This is a genomic window from Stieleria magnilauensis (assembly GCA_007753675.1).
GTDB classification, from domain to species: Bacteria; Planctomycetota; Planctomycetia; order Pirellulales; family Pirellulaceae; genus Stieleria; species Stieleria magnilauensis.
On the sequence record CP036432.1, the window covers coordinates 9,267,201 to 9,282,671 of the forward strand.

Annotated in this window: 12 protein-coding genes; 1 reads left to right on the forward strand and 11 read right to left on the reverse strand. The window is 59.3% G+C overall.

Annotation, left to right across the window (positions count from 1 at the left end; translation table 11 throughout):
• Positions 1-364 precede the first annotated feature (364 nt).
• A complete protein-coding gene (locus TBK1r_RS33370) occupies positions 365-1,063 on the forward strand; it encodes an outer membrane protein (protein ID WP_419580644.1) in 699 nt (232 codons plus the stop codon).
• 150 nt (positions 1,064-1,213) lie between these two features.
• On the opposite strand, the gene TBK1r_RS33375 is transcribed toward TBK1r_RS33370, so the two are convergent.
• The 11 genes from TBK1r_RS33375 to TBK1r_RS33425 all read right to left on the reverse strand — a co-directional run bounded on the left by TBK1r_RS33375 (position 1,214) and on the right by TBK1r_RS33425 (position 15,277).
• Positions 1,214-3,217: an arylsulfatase gene (locus TBK1r_RS33375; RefSeq protein WP_419580645.1), complete on the reverse strand. Its 2,004-nt coding sequence runs from the start codon at positions 3,215-3,217 to the stop codon at positions 1,214-1,216.
• 171 nt (positions 3,218-3,388) lie between these two features.
• Positions 3,389-4,117 (reverse strand): ABC transporter ATP-binding protein, encoded by a 729-nt coding sequence (locus TBK1r_RS33380; RefSeq protein ID WP_145219944.1) that lies wholly within the window; start codon positions 4,115-4,117, stop codon positions 3,389-3,391.
• A gap of 6 nt (positions 4,118-4,123) precedes the next feature.
• Positions 4,124-5,365 (reverse strand): ABC transporter permease, encoded by a 1,242-nt coding sequence (locus TBK1r_RS33385; protein ID WP_145219946.1) that lies wholly within the window; start codon positions 5,363-5,365, stop codon positions 4,124-4,126.
• Positions 5,366-5,372: 7 nt separating this feature from the next.
• A complete protein-coding gene (locus tag TBK1r_RS33390; protein ID WP_145219948.1) occupies positions 5,373-6,635 on the reverse strand; it encodes an efflux RND transporter periplasmic adaptor subunit in 1,263 nt (420 codons plus the stop codon).
• Positions 6,636-6,778: 143 nt separating this feature from the next.
• On the reverse strand, positions 6,779-7,249 hold the full coding sequence (locus TBK1r_RS33395; RefSeq protein ID WP_145219950.1) for a YraN family protein: 471 nt from the start codon (positions 7,247-7,249) through the stop codon (positions 6,779-6,781).
• 184 nt (positions 7,250-7,433) lie between these two features.
• Entirely contained in the window at positions 7,434-7,787 is a 354-nt protein-coding gene (gene rplS, locus TBK1r_RS33400; RefSeq protein WP_145219952.1) for a 50S ribosomal protein L19, read from the reverse strand.
• Between the two features lie 99 nt (positions 7,788-7,886).
• Positions 7,887-8,582: a tRNA (guanosine(37)-N1)-methyltransferase TrmD gene (gene trmD / locus TBK1r_RS33405; RefSeq protein WP_145219954.1), complete on the reverse strand. Its 696-nt coding sequence runs from the start codon at positions 8,580-8,582 to the stop codon at positions 7,887-7,889.
• A gap of 74 nt (positions 8,583-8,656) precedes the next feature.
• Positions 8,657-9,022 carry a 30S ribosomal protein S16 gene (gene rpsP, locus TBK1r_RS33410; RefSeq protein ID WP_419581611.1) on the reverse strand — a complete coding sequence of 122 codons (366 nt, stop codon included), beginning with the start codon at positions 9,020-9,022 and terminating at the stop codon, positions 8,657-8,659.
• A gap of 109 nt (positions 9,023-9,131) precedes the next feature.
• Positions 9,132-10,607 carry a signal recognition particle protein gene (gene ffh / locus TBK1r_RS33415; protein ID WP_145219958.1) on the reverse strand — a complete coding sequence of 492 codons (1,476 nt, stop codon included), beginning with the start codon at positions 10,605-10,607 and terminating at the stop codon, positions 9,132-9,134.
• 134 nt (positions 10,608-10,741) lie between these two features.
• A complete protein-coding gene (locus TBK1r_RS33420) occupies positions 10,742-13,972 on the reverse strand; it encodes an ATP-binding cassette domain-containing protein (RefSeq protein ID WP_419580646.1) in 3,231 nt (1,076 codons plus the stop codon).
• A gap of 153 nt (positions 13,973-14,125) precedes the next feature.
• Complete coding sequence (locus TBK1r_RS33425; RefSeq protein ID WP_145219962.1) at positions 14,126-15,277, reverse strand: hypothetical protein; 1,152 nt, start codon at positions 15,275-15,277, stop codon at positions 14,126-14,128.
• Positions 15,278-15,471 lie beyond the last annotated feature (194 nt).

Below are 15,471 nucleotides of genomic sequence, written 5' to 3' on the forward strand. Positions count from 1 at the left end.
TGTCACGTTAGCGTTGCTTGAATCTCAGCCGTGCGCGACCGGCTTGCACGGGGTCGGCCCCCCTTTCCCATTGTCCGATTCGAGTCGAGCTAGTGTAACCCAAACCGCCTGCAGGCGAACCCGCGGACGGTCATCCTCCCGAAAATGACCGGCCTGTCGGCGATTCTTCGGCCTGGGCGGTAAACCGTATCGATTGGTCAAAGCGACGCGGTGGTCCACGTTAGACGGAGCAGAATTAATTTCGCCAACCCAGAGGGGGGCAACGCCCGAAATCCCTTAATGCGGGGAAGCTGGGATGCTTTTTCCTGCGGACAGAATGGTGACTGCTTCCCCCATCGAAATCCCCCATCGAAAGGATTCGGACATGCGTCTCGGACAAAAACTGTTTCTCACACTCGTGATGTCCGTCGTCGGACTCTCGTCAGCCTCCGCCCAGCGTTTCGATTTTACGAATTGCTATCTCTCGGGGTCCTTCGCAGGCGATTTCCTGACCATGGAAGGCTCCGGACGCAATACCAACGGAAACTTCGACGCGTCGGGAATCGAACATGAAACCAACGAAGGGTACGGATTCGCCTACGGACGGGAATACGACCGCTGTGGCTACCAGATCCGCCTGGAGTCCCAATACACGTTCTACGACGATTCGCAATTCACGCTCAACAGCTTCCCCGGACCTCCGGGACCGTACACGTTCTTTTACCGTGGTGCGTTCACCGAGCGCTGGAGCGGACTGAGCAACGTTTGGATCGACAAACCGATCAGCGACAACTTCGAAGTTTACGCCGGTGGCGGTCTGGGCTGGTCGCACTTTGAATTCGCCGCAAACGACGGTGTCGTCTCCAGCGTCAAAGAAGACGACGACCTCGCCTACCAATTCGGCGTCGGACTGACGTGCAAGCTGCTGTCCAACGTTGAACTGGATTTCGGCTATCGCCGCGTCGATCTCGGCAACGCCAACACGAACCTGACCACGATCACTGGCGGTGCCCCCGCCGGCAACCTGAACGTGGATCTCGATTCGGATCAACTGCTGCTGACCCTACGCATCTTCCGCCGCTAGATCTCAGCGACAGAAACATGGGGGCAGAAAAACGACGGACCCCGCCTGACATAACAATCAGGCGAGGTCCTTCTCATTTTCTTGTCACCCATTTTCCTGTCTGATCTCCCCCAAAACAGTTTTCCTGCCCCCATTTTCCTGCCAACCGGATCACTTCCGTTTCCACTCCAAACCGACAGTCACCTCACCATCCGCCAGCGTCGTGACCGTCACCGGATGCATGCCTTTTTCGAGTCGTATCCTGGTGGAATACGTTCGGCCGGGATCGAAACCGAAATCGGCATCGATCAACTCCGCATCATGAATCCGCGCAAAGGTTCGTGAACCGGCCGACAACGTGACTTCGTACATCCCGGTTTCGGGGGCGACAAAAACGCCACGAAAGCGAACCGCTCCCTTGGCATCGTCGACGGACAATTCATCCGATCGCCCCGTCTCGGTCGGCTGCAGCTCCTCGACATCGGGCACGTAAGGAAACGGCCCGGGGTAAACGTCATACGTCCAACCTTCCTGTTGGCTCACGTTCACCGCCGGAATCGCCACATCGTCATAAGGCCGCGGTGCCGACGGATTGGCCCGGCGCAGTTGCAGCACGCGGTCGTGCATCTTCTGTTGTAACTCGGCGAATTTCTCGCCCGTGCCGGCAAGGTCATGAAGCTCTTTGGGATCGTTTTTGAGATCATAAATCGCGAACGGCTGGCTGTGATCCTGGATGTCGACCCGCACGCCCTTGTAGCCATCGACAAACACCACCTGCATTTGCCGGCGTCGCTGGTTCCGTTTCGACGCATCAAAATCGCCGTACGTGGGTGTCCTGCCGCCGTTGAAATACTCGATGTAAACCTGCCCCTGCCGCTGCGTCCCTTCGCCTGTCAGCGTCGGCAACAACGAAACCCCGTCCGTTCTTGCCGGCGGTGCGATCCCACCGGCACGCGCGAACGTCGGCATCCAATCGTGAAACTGAGAGGGTGACCGATCGATCGATCCGGGTGCCACCTGTCCGGGCCACCACGCCAACGTGCCGACACGAATCCCACCCTCCCAAACATCCCGTTTGGTTCCGTCAAAGGGACCATACGACTGAAAGGATTGTGGCGTGTAGTTGACGCGATTGTCTTGCGCATCACGCAAATACGACTCGTGGTGCGGACCGTTGTCGCAACTGACGACGACCAGCGTGTTCTTGTCGATCGATAGATCACGCAACGTCTGCAACAAGTCGCCGATGCTATGATCGATGCGGCGGACCATCGTCGCAAAACGTTCTTCGACATCTGACCAACCCTTGCCGGTGTAGTCGGGATGCCGATACCCGTCCACCGTCCCGACTGCGGTGTTGATCATGGCCCCCGGCTTGCCGAGCCACTGCAATCCACCGTCGAGACCGTAGCCTTTGGGGAATGCAACCGATGGCAATTGAAGCGCCGCGTGTGGCGTGTCGTAGGCGAGATACAAAAAGAACGGCTCGGTGGAACCACTTTGCACATGCTTGGCGATCCAGTCTTTGCTGCGGGCGGCGAACAGGTCCGTCGTGTAGCACTTGGCCAAACCCTTGCTGACCTCCCGATCGTTGTGCCAAATCTGTTTGGGCGTGCGATGCAATTCGTTGTCGCCCAGGTTCCAGTTTTCCGCCGGATAATGAACGTGACCGTCGCGGTGGCGGACATAGCCGTAGAACTCATCGAAGCCACGCTTGGTCGGGTAAGCGGGCCAGTCGGCCGGAGTCCAATCGTCGTCCTGGCCGTTGGTTGCACCCTGCAGACCATACTTGCCGACCAACCAGGTCTTGTATCCTGCCGCCTTCATCACCGTCGCAAGCGTGTGATTGTCCTCCAGCGCCTTGTCAAACTGATTGTCACGCACCACCGCGTGGCCTTGATGCACCCCCGTCAACAGCGACGAACGACTTGGGGCACAAACCGGCGCCGGACAATAATGGTCACGCAACTGCATCCCTTCGGCAGCCATCCGATCCAACATCGGCGTATGGTGACGTTTTGAATGCGTCGAATCATTTTGATGCAACACGCCAAAGTCTCCCCACCCCATGTCGTCGAGCAGGATGAAGATCACATTGGGCTTGGTTTCGGCGCTGGCCGTGGAAACAAACAGGAGGGCAAGAAAGACGAGTGAGGTGGTAAGGGAACGTATCATCGAATGCATGGATTGAGAGACAACGGGATCGCGTACAGCAAGCCAGTTTAACCGCTCGTCCAAACAATATCATTCCGCCCCGAGTCATTCTGCCAATTTGCCGTACCGGAAAAGAGAGGTGGCAGAATGATTCGGGGCAGAATGATGGCCGGACAGGAAGCCGCGTCCCCCTTACTCGTCCGTCTCGGCATCAAGGGCCGCTTTGGCTTTGGAAAAATCGGTCGTGTCCTCGACAACCTCCCCGTCGCGGAGCACGATCGTCCGCTTGGAATTCCGCGCGATGTTGGGATCGTGCGTCACCAAAATCACCGTGATCTCTTGAGTTTCATTCAGCTCTTGGAACAACGCGATCACCTCGCGGCTGGTCTGAGAATCCAGATTGCCGGTCGGCTCATCCCCCATCAAGATTGACGGACGATTGACGAGCGCCCGGGCGATCGCCACGCGCTGCTGCTGACCGCCGGAGAGCTGGCTGGGATGATGATGGTAGCGGTCTCCCAACCCGACCTGATCCAAGACCTCACGCGCCCGATCATGCCGCTGGCGGGCGGACAGACGTGGGCCGTACATCAGCGGCAACTCGACGTTTTCCAACGCCGACGTCCGATTGAGCAGATTAAAGTTTTGGAACACGAAACCGAGTTGCTTGTTTCGAATCCGGGCCCGCTGGTCGCGATTCATCGAAACGATCTCCTGGCCGTCGAGCAAGTAGCTGCCGTGCGTCGGTCGGTCCAAACAACCCAGCGTGTTCATCAACGTCGACTTGCCACTGCCCGAGGGACCGACCAATGCGATGTATTCGCCCCGATCAATCTCCAAACTGACCGTGCGGAGCGCATGCACTTGGACTTCGCCCAAGTCGTAGACGCGTCTGACATCTCGAAGCTCGATCAATGCCATGATGGGTTACTCGTACCTGAGCGCGTCGATCGGGTCCAACTTGCTGGCCCGCCGAGCGGGATAAAAACCAAAAAACACGCCGACGGCCGCGGCAAATCCCATCGCGACCAACGCGGCGGGAAACGAAACCACCATCGGCCATTCCGTCCCTGGCTTGTAGGCGTTGATCAACATCGTGGCCGCCATCGACATGCCCGTTCCGAGCGCCAATCCGATCACCCCGCCGATGCTGGACAAGACCACCGACTCGATCAGAAACTGCCACAAGATGTCGCGGCCCCGCGCCCCGAGCGCCATCCGGATGCCGATCTCTCGCGTCCGTTCGGTCACCGAGACCAACATGATGTTCATGATCCCGACGCCCCCGACGACCAACGAAATCCCCGCGATCGCCGACAACATCAGCGTCAGCGTCCCGGTGATCATGCCCAACGTTCCGGCAACCTCTTCCATGTCCGTGATGTCGAAATCGTCCTCCTCCCCCGGCGCGATGTCATGTCGCTCGAGCAACAGATTGCGAATCTGCCGCGTCGCCGTGCTCATCTGGTTGGTGCTTCGAGCCGAAACCATGATCGCGTGAATGTTATCCATCGGTGACCCGAGCAACCGCTTCCGCACCGTCGTCTGCGGCATCAGCAACAGATTGTCCTGGTCATCACCAACCATGTTGGCCCCTTTCTTGGACAGGATTCCGATCACGCGAATGGGCACATTGTTGATGCGGAGCGTCTCGCCGAGCGGATTGGTGGTGCGAAACAATTTTGGAATCAACGTCTGACCGATCACGCACACCTTGGCCTTGGACTCGATGTCGGCTTCGCTAAAAAACGACCCCGCCTGAAGACTCCAATTGCGGACCTGCAAGAAGTCCGTGCCGACACCCAACATCTCCTTGGGGCTCCAATTCTCATTGCCGTAAATGACCTGCCCGCCGGTGAACACCAGCGGTGAAGCGGCCAAGACCGCCGGACATTCCATGCTGATCGCTTCGGCATCGGCGGCGGTCAACGAAGGCGCATCGTTCTGACGAACGCCACCGTCGGTGGTCTGCCCCGGAAGCACAAAGATCACGTTGGTCCCAAGGTTCTCCAATTCACCTTGCACCAGACGATTCGCGCCCTGACCGATCGACACGATGGTCGTCACCGCGGCGATCCCGATCACCACGCCGATGATCGTCAACACCGCGCGCATCTTGTTTTTCAACAAGGCCCTCAGCGCGATCCGAATGGTATCGAAGAAAGACATGGGCGAATTACTTTTTCACTTCCTTGCCGGTCACCAACAGATCACCGACCGAAAGCGCCGCCGACTTCAGCTCGGTGAAACCGCTTTCGCTCAAACCGGTTTCGATCTCCACGGCACGCAACCACTTTCCATCGACGACCCAGACGTGGCGTTTGTTCCGCACCCTTCGCTTCTCCGCTTTCTCCGCGGCCGGCAGTTGCCGCTCTTCGTCATCGCGATCCCGTTTCGTGTTCCACAACGACCCATCGATCAGATGCCGATCGGACTCGCGCACCCATTGGACATCTTCGGGAAAGAAACGCAGTGCTGCGTTGGGCAATTTCGGCACGTCGCTGATCGAATCGACTTCGAACGAGATGCTCGCTGTCATTCCCGGCAAGAGTTTCAAGTCGGGATTGCTGGTCACGATGACGACGGGATAGGTGACCACGTTCTGGTTGGCGACGCTGCTGACGCGGATCTGTTCGATTTCACCGCTGAACAACTCATCGGGGTGAGCGTCGACGGTGAAGGTCACCGGTCGCGATTCAGCTTGAGCCTTTTGGACCAGTCCGATGTCCGCTTCGTCGACGGAGGCGAACACGTGAACCTTGTCACGTAAATCAGGGGCGACAATGAACAGTTCCGGCGTCTGAAACGATGCGGCAAGCGTTTGGCCGGGATCGATCTTGCGGTCGATGATCACGCCGTCGACCGGAGCCGTGATTTCACAATAATTCAAGTTCGCCTGCGAGTTCTCTAACGATGCCTCGGCCTGCTGAATCATCGCGTGCGCGACCTTCAACTGCGCTTCCAACGACTTCACGTCGAACACCAACGCGTCCATTTCGCTATCGGAGAGGAAGCCGACTTTCTTGGTGTATAACTTCTGACCGCGCTCGTAGCTGTTGTTGGCCTGGATCAGTTCCGCTTCGATCCGTTCCAGTTCCGCCTTTCGCGTGGCCAAGGTGGCTTCGTCCCTGGCGACATCGGCTTTGAAGAGTCGCGGATCGATCGTCGCCAGCACGTCGCCCTTCTTCACCTCGTCGTTGAAATCAACGTTCAACTCCTCGATGGGCCCCGAGACGACCGAACCGACCAAGACCGATTGGACCGGCCGGACCGAACCGGTGGAGTTGACATAGCGGGTCACATCGCCACGGACGATCGCGGCGGTTTCCCACTTCACCCGATTGCGTTCTTCCCAATACGTCCGCGCCGGTTTGTATCCGACTGTACCAATGCCGACCAAAACGCCAATCACGACCAGCATTTTGACAAGCATCTTCATTCGACTGCGGGGTGGGAGGCAGAATCTGACCAACGCCCTTCCAAGTCTAATTCATCGACGAACCGGACGAGCGCGTTCGTGATGGGATTCGCGTGGCGATCGAGAATCTTGCCACCGCGAGCATCCACTTCGCGGAACTCGCCTCAGGCCCACATCTGAAAATCACCGGCGGCTTCGAACGCGTGTTCGTAATGCTCGATTTTGGCCGGCACCGGTTCGCCCTTGGGCCACCAGATGGCGATCACATCGAAACGGCACGATGCGCCGAGCAGTTTGCGACGTTTGAGAAATCGCAGCGCCGCCCGGGTGATCCGGGCCTGCTTGTTTTCATCGACCCGATCCGCGGGATGCCCCGGGCGGGTCGTCTGCAGCGTCTTGACTTCGACGAAGATCACCGTGCGGGACTTCTTGTCGGCGGCAATCAAATCGATTTCGCCGCCGCGGTCGGATTCACTTTCAGCGACCACCACGAATCCCTTTTGGCGCAACAACCGTGCCGCCACCTGCTCGCCCTGTCGGCCGATCGGGGCATCGGGATCGACCCGCCCGTAGCGCCACTGGGAATAACGATCCAGAAGCTGCCGGATGAACCGCGGGGGCGTTGGACGTGTCATGGGCAAACACGAGCGGGATAGGCTTCCAGGCAAGCTGGCATGCAGAGCATGCCCTACGGCAGTCGCCACATCGTGCACCGTTGGTGTTTAGCCTTTAGGCGATTCCGGTCGCTGCAACGCAGCGACCGTGGACGGCTAAAGCCTGCACACCAACGCGTCTGCCCGCGCCATGTTAACGAGCGGTCTACGATCGGCGGCGTTCTTTCAGACGCACGGCCTTACCGACGCGGTTACGCAAGAAGTACAGTTTCGCGCGACGCACGACACCGCTCCGCTTGACTTCGACCTTTTCGATGCGGGGGCTATGCAGCGGGAACTTTCGCTCCACACCCTCACCGGCGACGATCCGTCGGACGGTAAACATCTCTTTGGATCCGCTACCGGAGATGGCAATCACGACACCGGTGAAGACCTGGATCCGCTCCTTGTTGCCTTCCAGAATTCGCAAGTGAACGTCAACGGTGTCGCCGATTTCGAACTGCGGCGGGTTCTCTTTGATCGCGGTCTTCTCGACCTTGTCCAGAATGGCTTGGCTCATCGTACTACTCTCTTCGTCTGACTGATCGCCGAAGTCGCCAGACTTCGGGCGTGGAATTCAAGTTCCCGGAAACTGGCGAATCCGGTTGTCTGGTGCTGTCTACTCTTCTTCATCGAGCAAATCCGCTCGACGTTGTTTCGTTCTGATTCGACTTTGCTCGGCCCGCCACGCGGCGATCGCTTCGTGGTTTCCGCCGAGTAAGACTTCGGGAACGTGGTGCCCCCGAAAGTCTCGCGGTCGCGTGTACTGCGGAAACTCCAACAACCGATTTCCGCGGCTGAAGGAATCATCCACATGACTGTTTTGATCACCCAACACGCCGGGCAGCAACCGCACGACGCCGTCGATGATCGTCATCGCCGCGACCTCGCCTCCGTTCAAGACGAAATCGCCGACACTGACTTCCTCTGGTTCCAATATGTCGACCACTCGTTGGTCGAACCCTTCGTAACGCCCGCACAGCAATAGGACTCGGTCGCTGAGCGCCAAGTCCTCCGCCATGCGTTGGTCAAATCGCTCGCCTTGCGGCGTCAGCATGATCTTTCGCGACGGCGTTTCCGCCATCCGCTCAATGTCTTCCACACAAGGCACCGTGACATCGACTTGCAATAGCATGCCCGGGCCTCCCCCGAAGGGCCGATCATCCACTTTTCGGTGCGGCGTATCGGCGGCCCAGTCACGCAAGTCATGTCGGTGGATTTCGACCAGCCCTTTGGCGATCGCTTTTTCCAACAGACTTTGCGTCAGGTAGCCGTCGAAGATCGCCGGGAACAGCGTGACGATGTCAAATCGCACTCGTGTCTCTCCCGGGATCCAAATTGCCGTTGAACAGGTGACCGATGAGAAGCGGACGAATCAGCAATCCGAAATCACTCGGCGGTCGCTTCGGCTTCGGCAACCGACTCACCGTCAGCGGCAGCTTCTTCGGCCGGAGCTTCTTCGGCGGCGGGTTCTTCTTTGGCCACCGGCTTGGGTGCTTCGGCGGGTGCCGGGGTGTATTCCTTTCGCTTTCCGAGTCGCGCGAGCGCTTCTTTTTGGGCTTCCAGATGCGTGCCGTCGGTGCCGTACTTTTTGATCAGCACGGCGACCTTTTCACTCGGCTGCGCGCCGACGCTCAACCAGTGGTCCACGCGATCGCTCTTGAGTTGAACGCGGGCGTCGGTCTCGGGGCACATCGGGTCGTAATATCCCAACTCTTCGATCACCCGACCGTTGCGCGGCGACCGTTGGTCCATTGCGCAGACTCGGAAGAAAGGTCGGTGGGTGCGACCCATCTTTTTCAGACGGATTCGAACTGACATTTCAAACTCACTCCAGGAAAAAACAAATTGTGTTGGTGAACTGCTATCTCTTGTTTCGTCGCTTTTGACGCTTCAACTTGTCACGTTGCTTTCGCAACTTGGCGCGTTCGGCGTTTGACAATCGCTTGCCGGTGCCTTTTTTGACACGCATACCGTCCAGGCTGCCATTGCCACTGGCCATCGCCCCCTGCAGCTGCTGCATCATCTTGGCCCGATCCATCATCGAGCCGCCGGCCATGCCCTGCATCAACGGTTTCATGACGTCGAACTGCTTGACCAACTGGCTGATCACCGGCGTTTGCACGCCGGCACCCTTGGCAATCCGCGTCCGACGCGAGGCGTCGATGATCTTGGGATTCCGGCGTTCTTCCGCGGTCATGGCATTGATCGCGCCGATCGTCTGCCGAATGCCCCCGGCCGCCTCTTCGCTTTCCAAAGCTTCCTTGAACTGACCCATGCCGGGCATCAAGCCCATCATTCGGCCCATCAAGCCAGGCTTGCTGACTTTCTCCATCATGTTCTTAAAATCGTCCAACGTGAAGTCGCCAGAAGCCATTTTGGCCTCCAACTCCTCGCGTTCCTTCTCGTCGACGATCCGATGGGCTTCCGCGGCGGCGGCCACGATGTCGCCCATCTGCAGGATTCGGCCGGCCATCCCCTCGGGACGAAACGGCTCCAGTGCGTCAAAATGCTCGCCGGTTCCGATGAATTTGATCGGGACGCCGGTGACATGCTTGACCGACAACAACGCCCCGCCGCGGGCGTCGCCGTCCAACTTGGTCATCACCACCCCGTCCAGCTCGAGCGATTTGTTGAACGCGTCGGCACTGTTGACGGCATCCTGGCCGGTCATCCCGTCGACCACCAGGTAAACCTGATCCGGGCCGACCTTTTTGTCGATCCGCTCCAATTCCGCCATCAACTCCTCGTCGATGGCCAACCGCCCGGCGGTGTCCAAAATCACGACCCGCGAACCGTCCGCTTCGGCCTTGGCGACGCCGTTCTTGCAGACTTGGACGGGATTTTTATTGTCCGGCTCGCTGTAGACCGGCACGCCCAATTGCTCGCCGATCACCTTCAACTGCTCGATCGCGGCCGGTCGCTGAAGGTCAGCGGCCACCAACGTCGGCTTGATCTTTTGCTCGATCAACAACTGCGCCAACTTGCCGCAGGTCGTCGTCTTTCCGCTCCCCTGCAGGCCGCACAACATGATGATCGTCGCACCATCTTTCTTCAGATGGATCGACGGATCGACCGGCCCCAATATCGAAACCAGCTCGTCGTGGACGATTCGTACCAGCTCTTGTTCCGGCCGCAGGCTCAGCAGCACCTTCTTACCGAGCGCCCGCTCGGTCACGTGCCCCATGAACTCCTGCACGACCGGATAACTGACATCCGCTTCCAACAGAGACCGCTGAACGATCTCCAACCCCTCGCGCATATTGCCCTCGGACAGCTTGCCTTTGCCGCGCAAGCTCTTAAATGCCGATTGCAATCCGTCTGAAAGGGAATCAAACACGCTGAAACAGGAAAATTACGAGTGAAAAAAGCATCATGCACCCTCCGAAGCACCCAACGGGCGCACCGATAGCGGGCGCGGGAAAGCCCGGCAGTGTACGAGGGGCAGTGCCGTTTTGTAAATGGAGAAAGCCCCTACTTTGCCAGCGGTTTCTCCGGTTCGGCCAACCCGGTGACCGCCAACACCCACTCTAGTGGATCGGCCGAGTACACCAAACCGGTGTGAGTCAGCGAAAAAGTCTTCCTGCTCGCCGGATTCGGCAACCCCAACGCACTTTCCACCGTTACCGCACCATCACCCAACCCCTCAAACAGCTCCTCCGCCTTCATCAACGCCTCGACGCGGGCGGCATAGGCCGGGGAAACCGCCAACCGAGCCAGTTCACCGGGCAGGCTTGCCGCCAAACGCTCACGCCGCGACGCAGTCAGAAAGCTCTTCGTCCCCGCCGCCAAGTGGAAACGGATCCCCGCCGGCCGGGCCCGACGATGCAAGCGCACCAGGAATTCGCTCTGCGGATCCAACGCCTCGGCCGCCTCCCCGCGCCCATCGGCGATCGTGTTGAGCGCCCCCGGAGTCCCGGTGATCAGCCGAAACGCCACGTCAAACAGCTCCAGCTCGTCATGAAACGCCGCCAGGGCCGATCCGCGAAACGGAGCCCCCAGCGTCACCACGTTGGGGACGATTCGCGACGGGAAATCAGGCTCGGTGACCGCCCACGTCGAGACCAGACCGCCGAGCGAATGGGCCACCAGGTGGACGCGCACGCCAGGATGGTCCCGCCCGAATTCGACCAGCTGCTCGGCAAGCCGACTGCCGATCTCATCGGGAGGCCCGTCGTTGGGGTACTCAAACCGCATCGACACAATCTCACGCTCGGCCAACGCATCGGCCGCACGGTCAAACGTGGACTCGCTGCCCTCCAATCCGTGCACAAACACCACGACGTCGTCCGAATCGCCGACGTCCTCCCGTCCGATCAGCCGCGGCGGCGCCAATTGTTTCATCAGTTCCCACTTGGGCGTCTGCTTCAACTCGATCACCAACTCGCGGTCATTGAGCGTGAACTCGATCTTGCCGACCAGCTCCAAGGCAACCAACCCGATGCGATCTTGATTACCAAGCTCTCTCCACCGCGGAGCGTCACCGGCTCGTCCACCCAAGGCGCGGCGCAACTTGGTTTCGTCATAACGCCCGTCGACCAACGGCAATCGAATCGTGGTCGACGCCGGCTGGTCGGGTTGCGGGGTGGGCTGCTGGCAGGACGCCGCGCCGGGGATGACGGCCAGCACCAGGGCGGCAACCAGCGTCGCCGCAACACGGACACGACGGATCCCCAACCGCGTCGACTGCATCCACAGCACAATCCACGACGCCACAAAACACAGCCCGGAGATCACCGCCAACGCGGCGGCCGATGCCCACTGGACCGACCGCGCTCGCTCCGGCGGCTCAGTGGTCACCGCGAACGAACGCAACCACTGGTCACCGTAACGGGACAGCGTCGCATACGAAAAAAGAGACGTGGCCCACAGCGGTCGTTGTTCTTCCACCCAATCGTCCTCCCACTCGTCTTCCCAGTCCTCCTCCTCTTCATCGACGTCCGATTCAACCGGAAACACCGTCAAGTAATCATAGTCGGCCAGCGGCTCGTAGCCGTCGGGATCCGAAATCGCAAACGGCGCGCTAAACAAGATCTGAAACATCATCACGACCGGCAAGATCGCGGCGGCCACCAACGGCGCCCGCCCGGCCACCGCCGAGATCAGCAATCCGAGCATCGTCGCGGCGACCGACACGCCCAACAAACAGACGACGACCCCGGGCAGCTGCGTCACCCGCTCGTCCACAAAAAACGAACGCGCCAGCCAGCGGTCACGGATGACGTACAACAATCCCGCAAACACCAAGGTTTGCAAGGCCCCGGCAAGCGAAAGCACCACCGACTTGGCCGCCAACACTTGCCCCCAAGTCAAACCGTAGGAACGTTCGTAGTCATAAAGCTCTCGATCGCGGGTGATCGACAAATGGCTGCCGCTGGCCGACATCCAAATCACCGACACCACCGCCAAAAACCCCAATCGGTTGATCGGTGCCATTTCGCCGTACAACCCATCGGCGACGTCCCGATCGGGATCCGTCGGCACGCTGATCGCGATCGCCACGGCAAACAAGACCGGAACCAACAGCATGCCGATCACGACGTGCGGGATGCGGATCGGTCCCAGTGAGAGACGCGACAATTTGGGCGAAGTCAGTTTTTGCCGTTCGCGGCGAAGCAGAATCGCCATCCGATTTGCAACGCGGTACAGCGCGGAAGGAACATCATCGTCGTCGTCCGCCGATCCCGCTAGCTGCGCCGCGGGCGGCGCCCCGTCACCCGGATCTTCAACGGCACCTCCCTCCGGCGTCGGCCGCATCGTGATGACGCGATCAAACGACTCCAGCACATGTCGGTGGTGGGTCACTGCGACAATAGTCGCCCCGCGGACAGCCAACGAGTGCAGCAGCGCAATCACCTCGCCGGCCGTTTCATGATCCAGTCCGCTGTCGGGCTCGTCCAGCACGATCACGCCGGCTCCGGACAACAGCGCGCCGGCGATTCGAAACCGTCGCAACTGTCCGCCGCTGAGTTCCGCCGGAAACTTGTCCTTGGCCGACGTCGGCAGCCCCACCGAATCGAGCGCCGCATCGATCTCAAACGGCAGCAGATCGCGTTGATAGAAACCCGCGATCGCCTGCAACGCATCGCCGAGCCTTAAATCCTGGTGTACCAAATCACGCTGCGGCACAAAGAACACACGTCCGCCCGTTTCAACATCATCGGCCAATCCGCTGCCGTCGCGGATGGTTTCCAACAACGTCGACTTGCCGCAACCACTCGGCCCGACCAACGCCGTCATCTGGCCACGCGACAGGTGCAGCTTGGTCGCAGTCAAACGGCCTTCGACTTCCGCATCCACGGAGAGATCGAACCCGGCGATCGGCGTGACCGGTGTCAAAATGCGTTTGGTCTGGTTGAACTTCCACGCCAGCGGACCGATTTGAACCACCGCGCCGTCGACCAACCGACACAGACGCGTTGATCGTCCATCGACGAACACTGCCGCCTGATCGTAACACAAATCGACCAGCCAGATCGCGTCGGAGTCGCCGGACAAGAACGCCACGTGACGCTCGTGCAGATCACGATGGCGAAACGCTTGGACATCAAATCCGTCCATCGCCCGATCGCCGCGACCAACGATCACTTTGTCATGATCGGCCAACCGAATCAACGCGCCCGCATTCTGAAATTCGATCGGTGGCCGAGTGGCGGTCGGACCAGTCTGTTTCGGCGCAACGTCCAACGCCCGAAAGGTGGCCATCGGGAACCCGCATCGCGAACAACTCCCCTGCCCTGCCCCGACGTTCTGCCCTGCCCCGGCGCTTGCATCACAATGCGGGCACGACTGCGAATCCTCCTCCATTTTTTGACCACTCAATGTTTTGACCCACTTTCCCGCCCACTCATGTCCCGATCACTGCCCCTTGGACAGCAATTTCGCCTCGTATCGAAAATCGGTCTTCACGTCACGTTGCCATTTGGTTCCGAACAACAAGTGGTTCTTGCTCCGAACGTTGGCCTGGATGTCACAGGTCCCACTGGCTTGCAACACCAGATAGTCATTCTTGCCGTAGAACACACGCCCCTGAATCCCCCGCACGCGGGCGTCATACTTTTTGGCGTTCTGGTCGAGCGACATCGTCAGTTCGCCGCGTTGAATCGCCAACTGACGGCAGGTCTGTCCGTCGTAGGTTTCATCACGCAGGTACTTGAGTTTCAGTGAACCGTCGGACTGGCCACCTTGCTGGTGCACCATCATGCCGCTGGCGTCTTTCGCATCGACGTCCCAAGTATCGCCGACGGGACGATCGACGTTTTCCATCACGTAGTAATCCAGTAGCGGATCGGCGGCTTCGGCCCATCGCCGAATGTCATCGAGCTTGACGGTCACCGGGCCATCGGTTTGCCGGACGCGTGTCACGCCCAGTCCATTGGACCAGACCACTTCAAACGTGCATCCGGAATACTGCGCGGGGTCCTCGACCAGTTGCGCTTCATCAATTTGCGTCAATCGCTCCACATCAAATCCGCTGACTTCGGCCAACCGCGTCAACGCCCGCTCGTACCTCGGGTCGACCTTCCCGTAGGTGATCAGCAACTTGTAGGCGACGTCGGCCGGCGGCAGTGTCGTGCGTGTGATGTCGAGTAATTGCTCCAAGCCGATCTTGAGAATCGGAGAGGTTTCGCTAAAGTCGGCCACGCGCAACCGTTTCTCACTCGTGATCCGCTGCTGTGACGCTTCCAAAACATTGATCTCAAAGGTCACGTCGCCGAATTGGTTGGCCACCACACGAGTCTTGCTGGAATAGCGGTTCGTATAAACCACATTCGTGCGGCCTTCGATGCCCCAGTTCTCATTGACCGCCAACCCGCGAATCCGCAGCACCTTCGACGCGGCCCACGACTTGCCGACCGGGTAACGCCGCAACAATTCACGCGTGTCGATCTTCGCCCGCTTCGGCGCCGTCGACTTTTCCGATCCCAACGACAGCCAATCGCTCGGATCGATCGCCGACGATGACGACGCCGCAGCAATGGCCATCAAGAAACAAAGCAGATAACGCATTCGTGTGGTCTCCAAGCGATTTCGAAATTTAAGCGGTGAGCGGGGGTTTCAGATTTCAGATTTCAGATTTGTCAGCGGAGCGATGGCCGTATCGACGGCGTGCGAACAGTCCGCACCGTTGAATGACACAAATCGATTTCAGACGCTTCCTCTACACGTCACTCCCATCATCCTGCCTTCCCATCATTCTGCCC